Here is a 19,353-nt window from a genome sequence, read left to right as displayed (position 1 = left end):
AATGCAGATTTTGTCAATTGTTTTCTTTTTTGGATGTTCCTTGTAGCCTGCCCCGGGTTTTGTTATAATACTCTCATATGCTTTACTATTACCTATCAAAGGAGATTTTGCCATGAAAATAATTGATGCCCACATTCACTGCTGTTCCTCTCCCTATTTTAACCAAATTGCCGAAGAGGCAGCCCATGTAAACACAACGGAGCATTTGCGCACAGTTTTTCAGGAGGAGGGGATTGTCCACGGCATCGTTATGGGCAACCAGACACTGGATCTTTCGTATCATCAATACCCTGAGTTTCTCAGTTACTGTATCGGTCTGGACAGCAACTGTCTGAACGCCAGAAGCCTGACCGCCTCCATAGATAAAGTAGAACAGCACCTTCAGCGAAAAAATTGTGTGGGTATTAAGCTGTATCCCGGGTATAATTCTCAATATGTCTTTGACACTGCCTACTTTCCCTACTATGAGCTCGCCAAGACTTATGACAAACCGGTAGCCATCCACACAGGAGATACGGCAGGAACCGGAGGTCTCTTAAAATACAGCCACCCGCTCACCATTGATGAGGTAGCTGTGGCATTTCCCCAGGTAACCTTTGTCATGTGCCATCTGGGCAATCCCTGGATCGTTGACGGCATAGCAGTGGTAGATAAAAATGACAATGTTGCCGCAGATCTCTCCGGACTTTTTGAAGGTATGGTAGATCCTCAAAAAATACAGAAAAAAAGCAAAGGATACCTGGAGCACCTGCGGACCTGGCTGGGATACCTGGATCAATATGATAAGCTCCTGTACGGCACAGACTGGCCCCTTGTGAATATTCCTAACTATATAGCTTTTATAAAAAGCATTATCCCTGAGGCATACTACGAGGATGTATTCTATAAGAATGCACTGAGAATATACCGCCCTGCAAATATCTGTTAAAAAGGAATCCGGCCAGCCGGATTCCTTTTTTACTTCAAATTAAGTTTGGCAAATGCATCAGCGAATGCATTGTTGATGGGCTCCTTGGCCTCTTTTTTCTGTTCCTGCAGATATCTCTGTACATCCTTCTTGCTGACTCCGGCTCCTTCCTTTTCTCTTCTGGCCTTGAAGGAGGAGAGCTTTTCCTTATAGCCGCAGGAACAGATGAAAGTCTCTTCCTTGCCCTTCATATATAATTCCATCTTTTTGTGGCAGTTCGGACATCTGGCATTGCTTATTTTGGATACGGTCTCTCTGTGCCCGCACTCTCTGTCCTGACAGACAAGCATCCTGCTGTTCTTTCCATTGACAGCCAGCATTCTCTTTCCGCACACAGGGCATTTGGTGTTTGTGAGGTTGTCGTGGCGGAACGTCCCGTCTCCCTGTCGGATCTCTCCGATGATATCCTGCGTATAGTCTCTGATATTGGCCAGGAATACTTCTTTTTTCATAGACCCTTTTGCGATTCTGGAAAGCTTCATCTCCCAGTCGGCTGTCAGCTCCGGCTTTTTTAAATCCTCCGGGACCAGTTCCAGAAGCTGCTTTGCCTTTGAAGTAATAAAAATGTCTTTTCCTCTTTTTTCCATCAGAAAACTATTGAAGAGCTTTTCTATAATATCGGCTCTGGTAGCAACTGTTCCCAGCCCTCCGGTCTCCCCAAGGGTTTTTACTGCGGCGGCATCCCGGGATTCCATATATTTTACCGGATTTTCCATAGCAGACAATAACGTGGCTTCATTAAACGGAGCCGGAGGCTTTGTCTTCCCCTTCGTCAATTCCAGATTCTGCACGGGGTACTTCTCTCCCTTTTTCACCTCAGGGAGCATCTGTTCTTTCAGAGAATTTCCCCTGCTGTCATTTTCTTCCTCTTCCTCATCGTCCATGGACACAGTTTCATACACAGCCTTCCAGCCTTCTTCTTTTACTATCTTTCCCCTGGCAAGAAAATTCTCCCCCTCTACAGTTGCCTTCATTGTTGTCTGTTCATAGACAAAGGGAGGATAAAGAACCGCCAGAAATCTCCGCACTACCAAATCGTATATTTTCCTCTCCTCGTTGGTCATATGATCCATCTGCACAAACTGCTCGGTGGGGATAATAGCATGGTGATCGCTCACTTTTTTATCATCCACAAAAGATTTATTTGTCTGAATGGGTTTCATAATCAGACTTCCGGCAAGCTTTTTGTAAGGGCCTACACTGCAGGCTTTCAGCCTTTCTTTTATAGTCCCTACCACATCTGTTCCGATATAGCGGGAATCTGTCCTGGGGTATGTGAGGACTTTATGATTCTCATACAGGCGCTGCATAATATTCAGAGTTTCCTTTGCTGAAAATCCAAACTTTTTGTTGGCGTCTCTCTGAAGCTCCGTCAGGTCATATAGACCGGGAGACAGTGTCTTCTTGGCGGCCCGCTCTATGGAATTCACCGAAAGAGTTCCTCTCTTCAGCTGTTCTGCCATTTTTTCCATTCGTTCTTTCTGAAAGGAACGGTAGCTCCCGGACTTCTGGTCCTGCCAGGTCCACTTTATCTTGCCGGCCTGAAGGCTGATGCCGTAGTATTCTTCCGGTTTAAAGTTCCGTATCTCTTCTTCTCTTTTTGCTATCATAGCAAGGGTGGGTGTCTGCACACGGCCGCAGGAGAGCTGGGCATTGTACTTGCATGTGAGGGCCCTTGTGGCATTGATACCTACCAGCCAGTCAGCTTCTGCCCTGGATACTGCAGCTGCATAGAGGTTATTGTATTCTCTTCCGTCTTTTAAATGTGCAAATCCCTCCCGGATGGCTTTATCCGTCACCGATGAAATCCAGAGCCGCTTGATCGGCTTATGGCAGCCCGCCTTCTCCAGAATCCATCTGGCAACCAGTTCTCCCTCCCGGCCTGCATCTGTGGCAATGATAATCTCATTCACATCTTTTCTGTAAAGCTGGGTCTTTACTGCCTGATACTGCTTGGATGTCTGCTTAATCACAACCAACTCCATCTTTTTGGGCATCATGGGAAGATACTCCATCTTCCACTCTTTATATTTTTTGTCATATCCTTCCGGGTCCGCCAGTGTGACCAGGTGCCCCAGTGCCCAGGTCACAATATATTGGCTGCCCTCCATAGCCCCCTGGATATTTTTCTGGCATTTTAAAACCCTGGCAATATCCCTGGCTACTGAGGGCTTCTCTGCTATCACTAATGCTTTCATTTATTCCTCCAAAATAACTTCTGTATATGTTGATCTAAGATACATCTTTTCCAAGTATACCATTAAATTCTTTTTGTTCCAACCGTTTTTGCATTTCTCCTGTTTCTCATAGCCTCCTGTCCCTTTTCATGGTATAATTTCAGTATCAAATACGAACAGGAGGCGGTGTACCGTGAAAGAACTCTTTGCATGTGCCGATCAGTATGTACAGGAATCTGACTGGAAGGATCTGGCTTTGATTAAGTTCTGCCTTTGTTCCCTTGGTGTCATGATTGGCCTGGCCATACCAAAAGAGCGCAAGAAATTGCCTCTGCTTCTGGCCGCAGCAGTTTTTATGGTTACCTACATTCCTCTGATGGTGAAGCTCATTAAAATCATCATCCAGCGGCGGGAACAGGCATAACCTACCTATCTACCCATCCACACGCCGGGGCCAAAAGGGGGCGCCTGCCCTTCATGCAGGCGTCATCCGGCTCTGGCAGAAATGGTAAAAGGTCATATACTCTTCTTCCAGGATACTGCCCTTCAGGTATACAAAATTGAACTCTCTGGTTGCGCCGTAATTTTCAATGGCAATCTCTTTCAGCCTTCCCTCCCGGATCTCATTTCTCACCACCATCTCATAGAGAAAGGTTATTCCCAACCCTCTTTCCACAAGATATTTAATAGCCTGAAAATCCCCAATCTCACTGACCTTCCGGATTTGTTCCAATTTCAGGCTGTATTCACTTAAAATTGCTTCAAAAATGTCCCTGGTTCCAGACCCCTTCTCCCGGATAATAAAAGGATAGTCAAGGAGTTCGTCAATGGACACTTTCTCACCAGAAAGAGGGTGTTCCTTTGCACACACTGCAATATACCTTTCATTCGAAAACAGAGAATAGGCATAGGCATCCTTTCTGAATTTTCCCTCAATAACCGCAAAATCGATTTCTCCTCTGTCCAGCTTTTTTAACAGGCTTTCGGTATTTTCCACCAGCATAGACACCTTGTCCCCGGGAAATTCCTCCAGATAATCCCCCAGGATCCTGGGCATCACATACTCTCCTATACTTAAGGTTGCCCCAAATTTAAGCTGACGGCAGGGTTTCTCAGCCTGCTCCAGAAGTTTGTAGATCTTCCTGCTGTTTGATTCCATGGTGAGAGCATACCAGTAAAAAATCCTGCCCTCCCCGGTAAGGGTAAGGGTGCGGGCATTCCTGTCAAAAAACTCTGCCTGGTATTCATTTTCCAGATAGTGGATGTGCTGCGTGACTGCCGGCTGTGTAATATGCAGCGCCCTGGCAGCCTTCGTATAGCTTTTCCGCCTGCACACTTCCAGAAATGTATGAATTCTAAAATCTAACATGGCCTTCTCCATAAATATATTTTATCTATCAATAATTATTTATAATTTTATCTTATAGTAAAATAGTGGTAGAATCAAGTTAATTAAAGAATTTATAATAAAGGAGTGTTTTAATTGAAAAAGAAAATGAGCAGCATTTTAGAAATCATTCCGGGCTTTATTCCCTGCCTGCTGATCGCCCTGGCAGCAGAGTATCTAAGCTCCTTCGTCCCCGCACTGGGTGCAGCGCTGATTGCCATAGCCATAGGAATCATCTGCGGCAATACCTTTCTGAACAAAGATACGCTGAATAAGGGAACCAAGTTCTCGGAATCCAGACTTCTGGAGTATTCTATTATACTGACCGGACTGACGCTTCATCTGTCGGATATCGCAGGAGTCCGTCTCCGGGGGATCCTTTTTATTGCCATTCAACTTTCCGTCACTATATTCGGCACCTACCTCATCGGCAAGCGCCTGGGCTTCGGCAAAAAATTCTGCCTGCTTATGTCCGCAGGAAACGCAGTCTGCGGTTCATCCGCCATCGGCACTGTCTCTCCGATTCTGAAGGCAGATTCCAAGGATAAGGGGATTTCTATCACTATTGTTAATGTTACCGGAACCTTTTTAATGGTATTGCTTCCCCTCATAGCAGGAATCTTATACCACCATGAGACCATCCATACCTCCGGGCTCATCGGCGGGGTTCTGCAGTCTATCGGCCAGGTAATTGCCTCAGCCAAGTTTGTGAACGACGATGTTGTACAGATGTCTACTATTTTTAAGATTATCCGCATTATTTTCCTGGTTCTGGTAGCCCTTACTTTTTCCAGGATGAACACCAGTGAGGAGGATCCCCTGTTTGCAAAAGCTGCATGCAGCAGTGAAAATGCCGGGAAAAAAACCAGGGTATCCTGCAAAGTTCCCTGGTTTATCATCGGATTCTTTTTATTTACCATTATCAACAGTACCGGAGTGGTTCCTCTGCCCATCTCCCATACCGCTAAATTTATAAGCAGCCAGTTTGAGATCATAGCCCTGGCAGCCATCGGCATGCGGGTCAAATTCCGGGATCTGCTGCGGGAAGGACCAAAAGCAATGCTTTATGGAGGCTGCGTAGGCCTTATGCAGACAGTACTGGCGGTAACCCTTATCGGCGTTTTATTCTGATAACCCGGCCAGCGATATCAGGGTGCTGCCTTCCAGGCGGTACCCTGTCCAGTCGCTCATCTGTCTCGCTCCCAGTGACACATAAAAATCAATACTTGGCTGATTCCAGTCCAGGCAGGACCACTCCAGTCTTCCGCATCCCCTCTCCACGGCTATCTGCGCCAAAGAGCGCAGCAGAGTCTTTCCTACCCTTCTTCCCCGGTATTCAGGCAAAACAAACAAGTCTTCAAGATAAATCCCGGCTCTCCCCAAAAAGGTGGAAAAATTGTGAAAAAACAGCGCAAACCCCACCGGCTTTTCCTCACACTCGGCCAGCAGCACTTCTGCTTTTTTCTTCTCGAAAATCCACTCTCTCAGCAGCTCCTCTGTAGCCACTACCTGATCCAGCATCTCTTCGTAGACAGCAAGCGCCTGAATAAACCCAAGGATCTGGGGGATATCCTCTTCATGTGCGAACCGCACTGCAATTTTATCTGTATTTTCCATTCTTTGATCTCCTTATCATTCGTATAATTTTCCATACAAACATGACTAAAAAGAGTCCGGCAAGCCAAACCCGCCCGCCGGAGCACTACCCATTAGGGCCGTCTTCCTTTGTAATATAAAAGGCCTTGTAAACAATCTGTCTACAAGGCTTTCCGTAGCGAGAAAGGGATTTGAACCCCCGACACTGCGGGTATGAACCGCATGCTCTAGCCAACTGAGCTATCTCGCCAAATAAATGTTATCTGTATTTAAACAGATGAATGGGACCTATAGGGCTCGAACCTATGACCCTCTGCTTGTAAGGCAGATGCTCTCCCAGCTGAGCTAAGATCCCATATCTTTGTGCTTTGCAGGTCTTTTGCGTAACCTGCTCTGCTATTATATAATTTATCACTACATTTGTCAACCTGTTTTTTTACTTTTTTTATATAATTTCGATGTTTTTCAACTGCTTGCAGAAGGGCCTCCTCTCCGGATATGTGCCTCTCTTCCGGCTCCCATACCGCACTGCCTACAATAAGGTATACTCCAGCATCTCATAGGCAAGCCTGCTGCCCTCATCTGTCTTTGGAGGGAGCAGGGCTCTGGCCACACACTTTGGCTCTTCCTCCAGTCCGTCCAGTCTTTTAAGGTATGCGTAATCACCGTCCAGACGTTCTACCAGATAATCAATTCTCTCAAACATAATTTCTCCTTTGCTTCACACGGATTCTCCGCTTGTATATAACAGACATTCTTCTATGTTCCATTTCACTTTAATATACCTCAGCGGAAATTGCAAGTGAGAGATGCATCTCTAATGTTACTAATTGGACAATCCAGGTCTGCCGGAAGAAAAAACAGATGCCAGAACGGCAGGATTTGAACGGACCTTGTTGACCCATACAAGAATTGCAATTTGTATATATTTACTATAGCTGTAAAGAAAGCCCTTGGAAAGCAACAAATTGAAACTGTACAATATAGATTACATTTTGGGAACTATAACTAAAATTTTAAATTTTTATTAATGTTTTTGTAACCTTAATTTAATACTTTTTATCCCCCCGGCTTTCAATCAGGAATGCATTTTTTATGATTGATTCACTGTCTCCCCTATTTACCGCCTTTTTGTCCGTTTTTATGTACATTTTATACTTTTTATGACAAAAAGCAGGTTTTTCCACCGACATCCGGCAGAAAAACCTGTCTTTTATTCTTTATTTAAAGTAAGCGACGCCGGATTCAAAAATTTGAATATCCTGTTCTCCGTAAATATTGATCGCTACACCGTCATCCCTGCGCTCTGAGTGGGCCATTTTACCCAGAACCCGTCCGTCGGGACTTGTAATTCCTTCGATGGCAGCATAAGAGCCGTTTACATTCCACTCTTCGTCCATGGAGATGCTGCCGTTCAGATCACAGTACTGGGTGGCAACCTGCCCGTTTGCAAAAAGCTTGTCTATCCATTCCTGACCTGCAACGAATCTGCCCTCTCCATGGGATGCCGGATTGGTATACACTTTTCCCAGCTCAGCCTTCTGCAGCCATGGAGATTTGTTTGTCACTACTTTGGTATATACCATCTTTGAAATATGACGGCCAATAGTATTATACGTCAATGTAGGAGAATCCTCTGTCTGCCCTGTAATCTTTCCGTAGGGAACAAGACCCAGCTTAATCAGAGCCTGGAATCCATTGCAGATTCCCAGCGCAAGGCCGTCTCTTTCGTTCAGAAGGCGCATAACCGCCTCCCTGATTTTTTCATTCTGAAATGCAGTGGCAAAAAATTTGGCGGAACCGTCCGGCTCGTCTCCTGCGGAGAAACCTCCAGGGAACATAATGATTTGGGCCTGATTGATGGCTTTCTCAAAGATCCTCACAGAATCCCGGATGTCCTCTGCGTTCAGGTTTTTGAATACCTTTGTTACAACCTGTGCCCCCGCACGCTCAAACGCTTTTTTGCTGTCATATTCACAGTTTGTACCCGGGAATACAGGAATAAACACAGTAGGCATAGCTGTTTTATGTCTGCAAACGTAGATTTCCTTCGCATCATATAACCGGTTTTCTATCTCTGCAGTGTCTTCTGTTGCTTTGGATGGAAACACCTTTTCCAGCGTACCTGTCCATGTTCTCAGAGCCTCCTCCACCGGAATCTCTACGTTGGCATAGCGGAATACCCCGTCATCCTTTACCTCACCGATGAGGGTATAAGTGACTCCGAGTTCACCTACTTTTCCCTCTTTTACTTCACAGATAATGTCACCGAATCCCGGTGCAAACAGATCCCTCTGATCTACACTGTGCTCAATTTTAACTCCAAGCTTGTTTCCAAAGGCCATCTTGCTGACCGCCGCGGCAATCCCCTGGCGATCCAGTGCGTAGGCGGAGAGCACTCTGCCCGCCTGGATGTCCTCATGAAGCTTCTGATACTGTTCCATCAGTCCAGTATAATCCGGCAAATCATATTCACCCTTCGGCATCCGGACCCAAATCAGACGGCTTCCCGGTGTCTTAAGTTCCGGCGTGATAACATCCTGCTGCTTTGCCACATTCACGGCAAAGGATACCAGTGTAGGAGGAACATCAATCTCGTTAAAAGTGCCGGACATACTGTCCTTTCCCCCGATAGAGGGAAGGCCAAAGCCCATCTGTGCGGCGTACGCCCCCAAAAGTGCTGCAAACGGCTGGCTCCAACGGCTTGGATCCTCTGTCATCCTTCTGAAGTATTCCTGAAAGGTGAATCGTATCTTTCGGTAATCTCCGCCGGCTGCCACAATCCTGGCAACGGACTCTACCACTGCATATACAGCTCCGTGATAAGGACTCCAGCTGGACAGATATGGGTCAAAACCGTAGCTCATCATTGTTACGGTATTCGTCTTGCCGTTCTGTACCGGAACCTTAGCCACCATAGCCTGGGTCTCTGTGAGCTGATACTTTCCGCCATAAGGCATAAATACAGAGCCTGCCCCGATGGAACCGTCAAACATTTCCACCAGACCTTTCTGAGAGCAGGTATTTAAATCTGCCAGTGTATGCAGCCACTTTTCTTTTACATCACCAATTTCCTCCCTGCGGAATATAGTTCCCTCTTTACCGGGAATGTCTACATAAACCTCTGTCTCCTGGTGGGCTCCATTGGTATCCAGGAAAGCTCTGGAGATATTCACGATCTCTTTGTCTCTCCATATCATAACTAGTCTGGGGGATTCCGTTACCACTGCAACTTCAACAGCCTCCAGGTTTTCTTCCCTGGCATATTCCAGGAACTGCTCCACATCCTTCGGATCCACTACCACCGCCATCCGCTCCTGGGATTCAGATATGGAAATCTCTGTACCGTCCAGTCCGGCATATTTTTTAGGTACTTTGTCCAGATAAATCTGAAGTCCGTCTGCCAGCTCACCGATAGCAACTGAGACACCGCCGGCTCCAAAGTCATTGCACTTTTTAATGATACAGCTGACTTCCTCTCTGCGGAATAAACGCTGGATCTTACGCTCCGTAGGTGCATTTCCTTTCTGCACCTCTGCCCCGCAGGTCTCAATAGACTCCTCGGTGTGCACCTTGGAAGATCCTGTGGCTCCACCGCAGCCGTCACGCCCGGTTCTTCCGCCTAAAAGTATAATGATATCTCCCGGATCGGAGTTCTCACGAATGACAGCACGTCTCGGAGCAGCCCCCAAAACAGCACCGATCTCCATTCTCTTAGCTACATAATCCGGGTGATAAATTTCCTTTACATACCCGGTAGCCAGACCGATCTGGTTTCCGTAGGAGCTGTAGCCCTTCGCAGCCCCCCGCACCAGTTTTTTCTGGGGAAGCTTTCCTTTCAGTGTATCCTTCACAGAAACAGTAGGATCCGCCGCTCCCGTCACACGCATGGCCTGATACACATAGGTACGACCTGACAGCGGATCACGGATAGCGCCGCCCAGACAGGTAGCAGCTCCACCGAAGGGTTCTATCTCTGTTGGGTGATTGTGAGTTTCATTTTTAAAGTTAATCAGCCACTCTTCTTCTTTTCCGTCCACATCCACAGGTACTACAATGCTGCAGGCGTTAATCTCATCGGATTCCTCCTGATCCTGAAGTTTTCCCTCAGCTTTTAATTTGCGCATTGCCATCAGGGCCAGATCCATCAGGCAGACAAACTTGTCCTCTCTGCCCTTAAAAATCTCTTCTCGATCTGCCAGATATTTCTTGTAGGTGGATACGATAGGCTCTTTATACTCCCCTTCCCCGAAGGTAACCTTTTTAAGCTCTGTGGAAAACGTTGTATGGCGGCAGTGGTCGGACCAGTAAGTATCCAGCACACGAATCTCTGTCATGGAAGGGTCTCTCTTTTCCACTTCCCTGAAATAGTTCTGGATATGCTGAAAGTCTTTGAAAGTCATCGCCAGATTCAAGGAGGCATACAGCTCTTTCAGATTGTCCTCTTCCATCTCCGCAAATCCGTCAAAGATAATAACATCAGAAGGTTCTTCAAACTTTGTCACCAGTGTCTCGGGTTTTGTGAGATCTGTTTCCCTTGAGTCTACCGGGTTAATACAGTGATTCTTAATTGCCTGGAATTCTTCCTCTGTAATATCTCCCTCTATCACATAGGTGGTAGCTGAGTGAATGATAGGTTCTTCATCTTCCTTTAAGAACTTAACGCACTGAACCGCTGAGTCGGCTCTCTGATCAAACTGTCCCGGAAGATATTCTACGGAGAATATCCTGGCCTTTTCCTCCATCCCGAATGTTTCCTGAAACAGCACGTCTACCGGCGGTTCAGAGAAAACTGTCCTGCAGGCTGCCTGAAAAATCTCATCGGAGAGATTCTCCACATCATACCGGATCAGCACTCTCACTCCTGTAACAGTCTTAATTCCCAGGTAGCTGCCGATCTCGTGCTTCAGTTCCTTTGCCTGCACGGCGAAATCTGGTTTCTTCTCCACATAAACTCGTCTTACGTTACTCATCAACGACTCCTTTCCTGCCTTTTTAAGGATGGCAAATCCATGATTGCATTCTTATAGTTTTTATATTATCATAAGAAATATCATTAGTAAAATTAATATATCTTATATGATTTATAAGTTGTGTTCTATACACAGGAAGGAGTTTATCCATGGATATCAGCTATGAACTGTACAAAGTGTTTTATTTTGTTGCCGCTACCCTCAGCTTCTCCGAGGCCTCAAAAAAACTTTATATCTCTCAGTCAGCCGTCAGCCAGTCCATTAAGACGCTGGAAAAAAAGCTGGGCCAGCCCCTGTTTATACGCAGCACAAAAAAAGTGCTCCTGACCCCGGAAGGAGAAATTCTATTCCGCCATATAGAGCCTGCGGTCAATCTGATCCACAAAGGAGAAGAACAGCTGATGGATCCCAATCAGTTCGGAGGGCAGCTGCGCATAGGCGCCAGTGATACTATATGCCGTTATTTTCTGGTTCCTTATCTGAGCCGGTTTCACAAAGAGTATCCTGAGATCCATATTAAGGTTATGAATCAGACCTCCATCGGATGTGCAGATCTCCTGGAAAGCGGTCAGGTAGATATTATTGTCAGCAACTTCCCCAATATCCGTCTGAAAGGTTACGGTACATTGCGAATGATCAAAGAGTTTCAGGATGTATTTGTGGCAAATGAAGCCTATTTTAGCTTCCGGGGAGAATCCCTCTCCTTCTCTCAGCTTCAGCGTCTGCCTCTGCTTATGCTGGACCGCAAAAGCACAACCAGCGAGTTCCTCCACAATCTTTTTTCCCGGCATAATCTGAATCTCGTCCCAGAGGTAGAGCTCAGCAGCAATGATTTGCTCATTGACTTAGCCCGCATCGGCCTCGGCATCGCATTTGTCCCTGATTATGCACTAGATTCCTATGACAATCTATACCGCCTGAAGCTGGAAGAAACTCTTCCCCATCGCTTTCTTGCCCTTGCCTCCAATGAACAGATTCCTCCTTCCGCTGCTGTTCAAAAATTTATTCAGTATTTCGATCCGGCAGAGAACTAGAAAAAAGAAGCCCTCTGCAGATTATATCCCTGCAGAGGGCTTCTCTCCAAACTCATATTCCTTAAACGTTAGCGATTACCTCTACTTCGCAAAGAACATTCTTGGGAAGCGTTTTCACCGCTACACAGGAGCGGGCGGGCTTGCCAACAAAATATTTCGCATATACCTCATTAAATGCCGCAAAATCACCCATGTCAGCAATAAAACAGGTAGTCTTAACTACTTTTTCAAAGCTGGTGCCTGCTGCTTCTAAAACAGCCCCCAAATTCTTCATTACCTGCTCAGCCTGTTCCTCAATAGTATCCCCTTTAATCTCTCCCGTTGCCGGATCAATGGGGATCTGACCAGATGTAAATAAGATGTCGTTTAAAACCATTGCCTGAGAATATGGTCCGATTGCTGCCGGTGCTTTGTCTGTGCTAATTACTTTCATTTTGTTATCTCCTCTCCGATTGCTCCCGGCTTCTGCTGGATTTTCAACGCCGGGAATACTTTGACGCTCCGTCAATATATTCATTATAGACTGGAACCCTGGTGATGGTCAAGAAAAGTTTTTGTATATTGACCAAAATTTTTGTATTTCTTGTTTTACTCCCGACAGTCCGCATGCTTTGTACCCCTCCCACTCCGGCGGAAAGAGCTGACGGTACTCTGACTGAAGAAACCGTTCGTCCAGAAGCAGTACAATCCCTCTGTCTTCAACGGTACGAATTACCCGTCCTGCAGACTGAAGAACTTTGTTCATGCCTGGATAACGGTAGGCATAGTCAAAGCCGTTGATTCCCCGTTTGTCATAAAACTGCTTTAGGATTTCCCTTTCATTGCTTACCTGGGGGAGCCCTGTGCCCACAATCACAGCGCCTATGAGTCGCTCCCCGTACAAGTCAATCCCTTCGGCAAATACGCCTCCCATAACACAAAACCCAACCAATGTACCTGTATTGCCGGGGGAAAATTCCTCCAAAAATTCCTCCCTCTCCTTTTCATTCATAGCCGTATCCTGAAGAATGCACCTGCAGGACTCATGAGCAAACTCCTCCCGATAAATATCATATACATCCTCCATCATCCGGTATGAGGGAAAGAACACCATATAGTTTCCTTCTCTTCCACTGACCAGACAGGATATATATGCTGCTATCTTCCGGTATTCCTCATACCCACGCCGGGTATACCGGCTGCTTACATCCCGTCCCAGCAATAGACAAAGGCGCTCCCTCTCAAAGGGGGATTTGGCATACATGGCATAGTCATCCTCCCGGGTGCTGAACAAGCTCCTGTAGTATGCCAGGGGAAGAAGAGTTGCAGAAAAGAAAACAGCGCTGCTTCCTTTGTTCAGACAGTTTTGAAGGTTCGCCGCAGGATTGACACAGAAAAGATTCACAGAGAATCTTTCCTGCTGCCGTTCGCAGTAGATCACATAGTTCTCGTCCAGCAGATCATACATATTCAGAAAGTGCCTCACCTGAAAAGACAATTCCAGAACAGCACGGCTGATTTCTTCTTTATGAGCCTCCTCCAGAAAATTTTCCATCTCCCCCAGCAGATTCATAAGACTGATGGAAAAGGTCCCAAGATTGGGCAGCACTTCGTAGGTTTCGCATTCCTTTTTATATTCCAGGAGCTCTTTGCTGCATCTTCCCAGAAGCCTCTCCAGCTTTTTGCCCTGTCCTTTCACAATTCTCTTTACTTCCAGAAAATCTTCTTTATACAGGCAGGCGCTGTACATCTTACGTCCCCTCTCTACCAGATTGTGGGCCTCATCGATCAGAAAAAGATAGTCTCCCTTCATCCCCTCTCCAAAAAAACGCCGGAGATGTACATTGGGATCGAATACGTAATTATAATCGCAAATTATCCCGTCCACCCAGGAGGCAGTATCCAGACACATTTCATAAGGGCAAACCTGCCATCTTTCTGCATGTTCCTCCAGCACTTCCCGGCTGTAGGGCTTATCCTCCCCCAAAAGCGCAAACACCGCATCATTTACTCTGTCAAAATGACCGTCCGCATAAGGGCAGTGCTCCGGATTGCAGTTCATTTCTTCGCAGAGGCAGAGCTTTTCTTTTGCGGTAATGGTAATTGTCTTATAGGATAATCCATGAGCCTTCAAAATGGCAAAAGCCTCTTCTGCCACAGTCCTTGTTATGGTTTTAGCTGTAAGATAAAAAATCTTGTCTCCATACCCCTCACCCACAGCACGCACCGCAGGAAAAATAGCTGACATAGTTTTCCCCACCCCTGTGGGAGCCTGAATAAACAGCTGCCGCTTATGGTGTATGGTGCGGTACACACCCGCCACCAGTTCCCTTTGTCCCTCTCTGTAAGGAAAGGGAAATTCCAGGTGCTCCATAGACTCTCTGCGTATTTTTTTGCGCCTGTACTGAAAGTCCGCCCATTTATAATATTGCTCCAAAAGCTCCTCAAACCACTCCGTCAGCTCTCTCAGAGAGATCTTCTCCTGAAAACGTTTGATATTTTCAGATTCCAGATGGCAGTACGTCATCTGAATGGTGACAGCCTCCAGACGCTTCTGGCTTCCGTAAATATACCCATAACACATGGCCTGGGCGCGATGGACTTCCACAGGTGCAGTGAGGAGAGAGAGGTCAAGATAAACCCCCTTGATCTCGTCAATCAACACCTCATGTTCCTCTTCGCAGATTCCGTCGGCCCTTCCCTCCAACTTTATGATAAATTCCTTATATTCCTTTTCATAGGTTAACGGGACCTCCGGGCGGTAGGATGCCTTCATCTGCTTTTGTATCTTCCGGTGCAGACGGCTGCCCTTCTGCATGGCCTCGCGGTCTGTTCCGCTTCCCACTCTGTTGTCCAGACTGCCGCTGCGAAGTATAAACTCAACCAGATTTCGGACGGATAATTTTATAATTGTCTTTTCTTCCATATCATCTATAGCGCAAACAGGCGCAAGACAATCCATTGTCCTGCGCCTGTTCTTCTCCTGTCTTTTATGCTACTGCATATTTATTCAAGAAATTCAAAAACTTTTCGTCACGTCCAAAGCACTTTACGGTCAATACGCGAGTCAAATCCATGCTGAATACACCCAAAATTGATTTTGCATCAATTACCACGCGGTTGTAAAAAACATCAATATCAAAATCGCACCTGCTGGCTTCTGTCACAAATTCTTTTACATCCTCAGTGGCTGGTAACTTAATCTGACGTTCTATCATAGTTATCACCCTTTCATACAAATAACACATATAAATTTTTTCTTCTGTATTATTGCACTTGTTCCAGAATTTGTCAACCGAAAGGTATGACGACTGACATCCCCTGCATTTCGGACTTTTATGAAATTTTTCTTTAAATACTGGATCCTCCCAGTTTTTTTTCACCAATTTTTACAGCAGTCCATCTGGGGAGTTATGGTTTGTTAATTTATTAACACCTTTTACCTAATTTATCCAGTAATATTTTGTCATATTTTACGCAGTTTTTATTCTTCTAAAGCTTTTGGTAGATACGTGTAGGCATCTTTCAGGTAGGTATTATCGATCTGTCCGAAGGTCCCTGCATCAGCCGCCTCCGCAAAAGAAGTATCGATGGGCATCTTTCCCACCAGAGGCACATTCAGCTCTGCTGCCACCTCCTCGATATGACTGTCCCCAAATATCTTAAATTCTTTTCCGCAGTCCGGACATTTCACATAGCTGTAGTTCTCCACAACACCGAATACCGGCACATGCATCATGTCTGCCATATTGTAAGCCTTCTTTACGATCATGTGCACCAGCTCCTGGGGAGAAGTAACAATGAATACACCTTCAATAGGAAGTGACTGGAAAACTGTGAGGGGGACATCCCCGGTTCCCGGCGGCATATCAATAAACAGATAATCCAGTTCGCCCCAGATAACATCTGTCCAGAACTGTTTAACCATATTCGAGATTACCGGTCCTCTCCAGATTACAGGCGCATCTTCCTTGGGAAGCAGCAGGTTCACTGACATAATTTTAATATCGTTTTCTGTAATCATAGGGTAGATTCCCTGATCATCTGCCTGTGCCGCACCTTTCAGGCCATACATTTTAGGAATGGACGGACCTGTTATATCCGCATCCATAATTCCTACCCTGTAGCCCTTTGCTGCCATCTGATTGGCCAGGGAAGCAGTCACAAATGACTTTCCTACCCCTCCTTTTCCGCTGACAACTCCGATTACCTTTTTAATTTCAGAGTATCCATTGGCCATTTCCTTTGAAATCCCTGTTCCTTTTTCTTTGCTTTTACATCCTTCACAACTCTCTTTTGTACATGTTGTGCTGCTGCAGTCTCTGCTCATGACTTTTTACTCTCCTTTTCTTTCCTTATTTTTATTATACGGCCTTATTTCATAAACCGGTCGATCGCTTTGTTCAATTCTTCCAGGGCTTCATGATCCCCGCTTTCCACCGCATCTACGATGCAATGCTCAATATGATCCTGAAGAATCACTTTTCCTGTATTATTGATCGCTGCTTTGACTGCGGAAAGCTGTATCAGCACCTCGCTGCAGTCTCTGCCGTCCTCCACCATACGCCGTATGGATTCCAGATGTCCGATTGCTCTGGAAAGTCGGTTCAGCACTGCCTTGGTATGCTCATGGCTGTGCGTATGGCCGCCGGATCCGTGTGAGTGAGCTCCCCCATGGGTATGCTCTACCACTGTTCCATCTTCCATAATGTGAGTATGTGTATGCTTCTGCTCTTCCATACGTCCTCCTTAGATTTCTGTAAAAGTATATCTCTGTTTAATCTTGGAGGTCATAATGTCATATACTATGCTCCCGTCCTCCAGTACACTTTTTTCATAAACGAAGTGTTCTTCTCCCTGAAATTTCTCTTCTATATATTGATCCAGATTCTCAACCGCGATTTCTTCAAAAAAAACGTCCCGCATCTGATTGCCGGAACACAGATTAAAAATCTCCCATACAGCTTCATATTCCTTCAAGGTTCCGTTCTCCTTTACTTTCTCCTGTGGCACTGCTGCCCATAGCTTATATATTATATCACACTTTTCCTTTTTCTCGATCTACTTTTATTATATTTTAGTATTTTTTTAGGAAAGGAATTGCCAGCTGTCAAATTATGTCGTATCATAGATGTAATCTATTCTGGGAGGAAATAAAGATATGCAGCTTTTAAAAGAACGTATTCTGAAAGATGGAACGGTAAAACCGGGAAATATTCTTAAGGTAGACAGCTTTCTGAACCATCAAATGGATATCCCCTTTATCAATGAACTGGGCAAGGAATTCAAAAGACGTTTTTCTGATGTTCCCATTACCAAAATTCTTACGATAGAGGCTTCCGGCATTGGGATTGCCTGTATCGCAGCTCAATATTTTAATGTTCCGGTTGTATTTGCCAAAAAGGCCCAGAGCCTGAATCTGGACGGAGATATGTATACTACTAAGGTAGAATCATATACCCACAAAAAGGTGTACGATGTCATTCTCTCCAAAAAGTTTCTCAGCGCCGAGGATCATGTTTTGATTATCGATGATTTTCTGGCCAACGGCTGTGCCCTTCTCGGACTGATTGAGATTGTCCAAAGCGCCGGTGCTACCCTGGAAGGGGCCGGAATTGTGATCGAAAAAGGCTTTCAGGACGGCGGCCAGCAGATCCGTGACATGGGAATCCGTCTGGAATCCCTGGCTATTATAGAATCCATGTCAGATACCTCTCTGACGTTCCGTTAGCGCTTATTTCACATTGTTATGATACCCCCGGCGGTATATGAAAAAACTTCTGTTTTTTTGTATACCGCTTTTTTCGTTGCTGCAGGCAGATGTTCTGCACAGTCCTGCCTAATCTGGCATGTTTATTTTTAATAAAACTGGCTATTTTAATCAGTCCAATTATTCGGTATAGTATTTAAATAAGTAAGAAACAGAAAGGGAGTATTTTTATGAAGATAAATACCAAGAGAATTGTGATGACCGCACTTTTCGCCGCACTTGCCTGTGTTGCCACCATGTCTATCCGCATCCCCACTCCTGGAACCAACGGGTATATACACCCCGGAGATGCCATTGTAATCCTCTCCGGAATTATCCTTGGCCCGGTATACGGAGCGCTGGCTGCCGGTCTCGGCTCTGCAATGTCTGATCTTTTGGGCGGATATTTTATCTATGTTCCTATTACTTTCATTATCAAGGCCTTAATTGCCATGCTTAGTGGATATGCATTCAAAAAGATTTCACACAAAGGTAAGCACCAGTTTGCCGGAGTGATCGCCGGAGGTGTTATTGATATTATTCTGGTTGCAGGAGGATACGGTTTCTGTGAAGCCCTCCTCTACAGCCCCGCCGGTGCGCTTGCCAGCCTTCCGGCCAACCTGATCCAGGGATGCGGCGGCCTTATCATAGCGGCTATCCTCTTCCCTATCCTTTCAGCAGTCCCTGATGTGAAACGGCTGATTGCTCTTTCTCATTAGATTTCTCACACACAACAAATGCCAGGCATTTCACACTGCCTGGCATTTGTGTTCTCTTATTCTTTTATCATCTGATAGTAATCAAATTCTTGATACCCCAGCCTTTGATAAAGCTTTATAGCGCCCTGATTCTCAGCCGTGGCCTCCAGACGGAACCTCTTTGCCCCGGAATACTCTTTTTCCAGCCATTGAAACACCTTTTTCCCATATCCTTTTCCTCTGGCCTGATCCGTAAAATACAGCTCCTCTACCCAGACCACCATCCCTCCGGCTTCATTGCTCCAGGTAAACGCCAGAATACAATATCCGCAGAGACCATCCTCTCCTTCTATCACAAGCATTCTGGCATAAGTCTTTTCTTCCTTCAGACACTCCACAAAGGTTTTTTCAAAATTCTCCCTCTCCAAGGGATGCAGGCACGCCCCTGTTCCAGTATAGAAATTATTTACCATCCCCCAGACAATTTCCCTGTCCTGGGGCTTTATATCTCTGATATTCATAGTTTGTTCCTCCAAGTCTTTCTAATTCTGTATCCTTCGGGCAGATATACCCGGTACTCGTATGTGGGTCATTATATCATTTTAAGGTTTATTAATCAAATTATAGTTTTGTGTAATTGTTTTGTGTATGTAAAGTTCGAGATAAAATAGTCGGCGAGCGGAGTGTCGCAGACGGACGGATATAGAAGGGAGCACCGGGGGGACAGGGCCAGGCCAGGGGCCGGGGTATAGGGACAAGTCAGCTCGAGGCTCCCTGACTTGTCCCTATACCC

At 45.8% G+C, this 19,353-nt stretch carries 18 protein-coding genes and 2 tRNA genes; 6 read left to right on the top strand and 14 right to left on the bottom strand.

Annotated features, from left to right (window positions below; translation table 11 throughout):
• Positions 1-112 precede the first annotated feature (112 nt).
• Complete coding sequence (locus tag GKG41_RS16835; protein WP_154260779.1) at positions 113-928, top strand: amidohydrolase family protein; 816 nt, start codon at positions 113-115, stop codon at positions 926-928.
• Positions 929-957: 29 nt separating this feature from the next.
• Here GKG41_RS16835 and GKG41_RS16830 read toward each other — a convergent pair whose 3' ends face one another.
• Entirely contained in the window at positions 958-3,165 is a 2,208-nt protein-coding gene (locus GKG41_RS16830; RefSeq protein WP_154260777.1) for a DNA topoisomerase III, read from the bottom strand.
• Positions 3,166-3,337: 172 nt separating this feature from the next.
• On the opposite strand from GKG41_RS16830, the gene GKG41_RS16825 reads away from it, so the two are divergent.
• Positions 3,338-3,568: a permease of phosphate ABC transporter gene (locus GKG41_RS16825; protein WP_226904148.1), complete on the top strand. Its 231-nt coding sequence runs from the start codon at positions 3,338-3,340 to the stop codon at positions 3,566-3,568.
• 51 nt (positions 3,569-3,619) lie between these two features.
• Here GKG41_RS16825 and GKG41_RS16820 read toward each other — a convergent pair whose 3' ends face one another.
• Positions 3,620-4,513, bottom strand: coding sequence for a LysR family transcriptional regulator (locus GKG41_RS16820; protein ID WP_173015634.1), 894 nt, complete (start codon positions 4,511-4,513; stop codon positions 3,620-3,622).
• 114 nt (positions 4,514-4,627) lie between these two features.
• Between GKG41_RS16820 and GKG41_RS16815 the strand changes: the two genes are divergently transcribed.
• The gene (locus GKG41_RS16815; protein ID WP_243141060.1) at positions 4,628-5,662 is read left to right on the top strand and encodes a putative sulfate exporter family transporter; all 1,035 of its coding nucleotides are present in this window, start codon (positions 4,628-4,630) and stop codon (positions 5,660-5,662) included.
• Here the strand turns inward: GKG41_RS16815 and GKG41_RS16810 are convergent.
• From GKG41_RS16810 to GKG41_RS16790, 5 genes are all read right to left on the bottom strand, one after another.
• Positions 5,654-6,148, bottom strand: a complete 495-nt coding sequence (locus GKG41_RS16810; protein WP_154260773.1) for a GNAT family N-acetyltransferase — start codon at positions 6,146-6,148, stop codon at positions 5,654-5,656. The genes GKG41_RS16815 and GKG41_RS16810 overlap by 9 nt on opposite strands.
• Before the next feature lie 155 nt (positions 6,149-6,303).
• Positions 6,304-6,377, bottom strand: a tRNA-Met gene (locus tag GKG41_RS16805).
• Positions 6,378-6,409: 32 nt separating this feature from the next.
• Positions 6,410-6,482, bottom strand: a tRNA-Val gene (locus GKG41_RS16800).
• Positions 6,483-6,659: 177 nt separating this feature from the next.
• Entirely contained in the window at positions 6,660-6,833 is a 174-nt protein-coding gene (locus GKG41_RS16795) for a chorismate--pyruvate lyase (protein WP_154260771.1), read from the bottom strand.
• A gap of 514 nt (positions 6,834-7,347) precedes the next feature.
• Positions 7,348-11,100 carry a phosphoribosylformylglycinamidine synthase gene (locus GKG41_RS16790; protein ID WP_154260769.1) on the bottom strand — a complete coding sequence of 1,251 codons (3,753 nt, stop codon included), beginning with the start codon at positions 11,098-11,100 and terminating at the stop codon, positions 7,348-7,350.
• Between the two features lie 149 nt (positions 11,101-11,249).
• Here GKG41_RS16790 and GKG41_RS16785 point away from each other — a divergent pair, with 149 nt between their 5' ends.
• Positions 11,250-12,134 carry a LysR family transcriptional regulator gene (locus GKG41_RS16785; protein WP_154260767.1) on the top strand — a complete coding sequence of 295 codons (885 nt, stop codon included), beginning with the start codon at positions 11,250-11,252 and terminating at the stop codon, positions 12,132-12,134.
• 61 nt (positions 12,135-12,195) lie between these two features.
• On the opposite strand, the gene GKG41_RS16780 is transcribed toward GKG41_RS16785, so the two are convergent.
• The 6 genes from GKG41_RS16780 to GKG41_RS16755 all read right to left on the bottom strand — a co-directional run bounded on the left by GKG41_RS16780 (position 12,196) and on the right by GKG41_RS16755 (position 17,093).
• Positions 12,196-12,567 carry a RidA family protein gene (locus GKG41_RS16780; protein ID WP_154260765.1) on the bottom strand — a complete coding sequence of 124 codons (372 nt, stop codon included), beginning with the start codon at positions 12,565-12,567 and terminating at the stop codon, positions 12,196-12,198.
• 108 nt (positions 12,568-12,675) lie between these two features.
• A complete protein-coding gene (locus GKG41_RS16775) occupies positions 12,676-15,075 on the bottom strand; it encodes an ATP-dependent DNA helicase (protein ID WP_243141061.1) in 2,400 nt (799 codons plus the stop codon).
• 28 nt (positions 15,076-15,103) lie between these two features.
• On the bottom strand, positions 15,104-15,331 hold the full coding sequence (locus tag GKG41_RS16770; protein WP_072853890.1) for an HPr family phosphocarrier protein: 228 nt from the start codon (positions 15,329-15,331) through the stop codon (positions 15,104-15,106).
• A gap of 266 nt (positions 15,332-15,597) precedes the next feature.
• Positions 15,598-16,443: an Mrp/NBP35 family ATP-binding protein gene (locus GKG41_RS16765; protein ID WP_154260763.1), complete on the bottom strand. Its 846-nt coding sequence runs from the start codon at positions 16,441-16,443 to the stop codon at positions 15,598-15,600.
• A gap of 44 nt (positions 16,444-16,487) precedes the next feature.
• A complete protein-coding gene (locus GKG41_RS16760; RefSeq protein WP_154260761.1) occupies positions 16,488-16,853 on the bottom strand; it encodes a metal-sensing transcriptional repressor in 366 nt (121 codons plus the stop codon).
• A 9-nt stretch (positions 16,854-16,862) separates the two neighbouring features.
• Positions 16,863-17,093, bottom strand: a complete 231-nt coding sequence (locus GKG41_RS16755; RefSeq protein ID WP_154260759.1) for a hypothetical protein — start codon at positions 17,091-17,093, stop codon at positions 16,863-16,865.
• Between the two features lie 181 nt (positions 17,094-17,274).
• Between GKG41_RS16755 and GKG41_RS16750 the strand changes: the two genes are divergently transcribed.
• Together GKG41_RS16750 and GKG41_RS16745 are read left to right on the top strand one after the other, a co-directional pair.
• Entirely contained in the window at positions 17,275-17,844 is a 570-nt protein-coding gene (locus GKG41_RS16750; protein WP_154260757.1) for a xanthine phosphoribosyltransferase, read from the top strand.
• A 209-nt stretch (positions 17,845-18,053) separates the two neighbouring features.
• Positions 18,054-18,581: an ECF transporter S component gene (locus tag GKG41_RS16745; RefSeq protein ID WP_154260755.1), complete on the top strand. Its 528-nt coding sequence runs from the start codon at positions 18,054-18,056 to the stop codon at positions 18,579-18,581.
• A gap of 56 nt (positions 18,582-18,637) precedes the next feature.
• Here the strand turns inward: GKG41_RS16745 and GKG41_RS16740 are convergent, their stop codons facing one another.
• Positions 18,638-19,081, bottom strand: a complete 444-nt coding sequence (locus GKG41_RS16740) for a GNAT family N-acetyltransferase (RefSeq protein ID WP_154260753.1) — start codon at positions 19,079-19,081, stop codon at positions 18,638-18,640.
• Positions 19,082-19,353 lie beyond the last annotated feature (272 nt).

The sequence above is a fragment of the Lactonifactor sp. BIOML-A5 genome, from assembly GCF_009677585.1.
Classification (GTDB): domain Bacteria; phylum Bacillota; class Clostridia; order Lachnospirales; family Lachnospiraceae; genus Lactonifactor.
The sequence above is the reverse complement of the archived record's forward strand: the minus strand, read 5'-3'. Positions and strand labels throughout refer to the sequence as shown.

What these genes read in the sequence shown, in the direction of transcription:
- GKG41_RS16835 (WP_154260779.1), top strand. Translation starts at nt 113, where the DNA reads ATGAAAATAATTGATGCCCACATTCACTGCTGTTCCTCTCCCTATTTT.
- GKG41_RS16830 (WP_154260777.1), bottom strand. Translation starts at nt 3,165, where the DNA reads ATGAAAGCATTAGTGATAGCAGAGAAGCCCTCAGTAGCCAGGGATATT.
- GKG41_RS16820 (WP_173015634.1), bottom strand. Translation starts at nt 4,513, where the DNA reads ATGTTAGATTTTAGAATTCATACATTTCTGGAAGTGTGCAGGCGGAAA.
- GKG41_RS16810 (WP_154260773.1), bottom strand. Translation starts at nt 6,148, where the DNA reads ATGGAAAATACAGATAAAATTGCAGTGCGGTTCGCACATGAAGAGGAT.
- GKG41_RS16795 (WP_154260771.1), bottom strand. Translation starts at nt 6,833, where the DNA reads ATGTTTGAGAGAATTGATTATCTGGTAGAACGTCTGGACGGTGATTAC.
- GKG41_RS16790 (WP_154260769.1), bottom strand. Translation starts at nt 11,100, where the DNA reads ATGAGTAACGTAAGACGAGTTTATGTGGAGAAGAAACCAGATTTCGCC.
- GKG41_RS16785 (WP_154260767.1), top strand. Translation starts at nt 11,250, where the DNA reads ATGGATATCAGCTATGAACTGTACAAAGTGTTTTATTTTGTTGCCGCT.
- GKG41_RS16780 (WP_154260765.1), bottom strand. Translation starts at nt 12,567, where the DNA reads ATGAAAGTAATTAGCACAGACAAAGCACCGGCAGCAATCGGACCATAT.
- GKG41_RS16775 (WP_243141061.1), bottom strand. Translation starts at nt 15,075, where the DNA reads ATGGATTGTCTTGCGCCTGTTTGCGCTATAGATGATATGGAAGAAAAG.
- GKG41_RS16770 (WP_072853890.1), bottom strand. Translation starts at nt 15,331, where the DNA reads ATGATAGAACGTCAGATTAAGTTACCAGCCACTGAGGATGTAAAAGAA.
- GKG41_RS16765 (WP_154260763.1), bottom strand. Translation starts at nt 16,443, where the DNA reads ATGAGCAGAGACTGCAGCAGCACAACATGTACAAAAGAGAGTTGTGAA.
- GKG41_RS16760 (WP_154260761.1), bottom strand. Translation starts at nt 16,853, where the DNA reads ATGGAAGAGCAGAAGCATACACATACTCACATTATGGAAGATGGAACA.
- GKG41_RS16750 (WP_154260757.1), top strand. Translation starts at nt 17,275, where the DNA reads ATGCAGCTTTTAAAAGAACGTATTCTGAAAGATGGAACGGTAAAACCG.
- GKG41_RS16745 (WP_154260755.1), top strand. Translation starts at nt 18,054, where the DNA reads ATGAAGATAAATACCAAGAGAATTGTGATGACCGCACTTTTCGCCGCA.
- GKG41_RS16740 (WP_154260753.1), bottom strand. Translation starts at nt 19,081, where the DNA reads ATGAATATCAGAGATATAAAGCCCCAGGACAGGGAAATTGTCTGGGGG.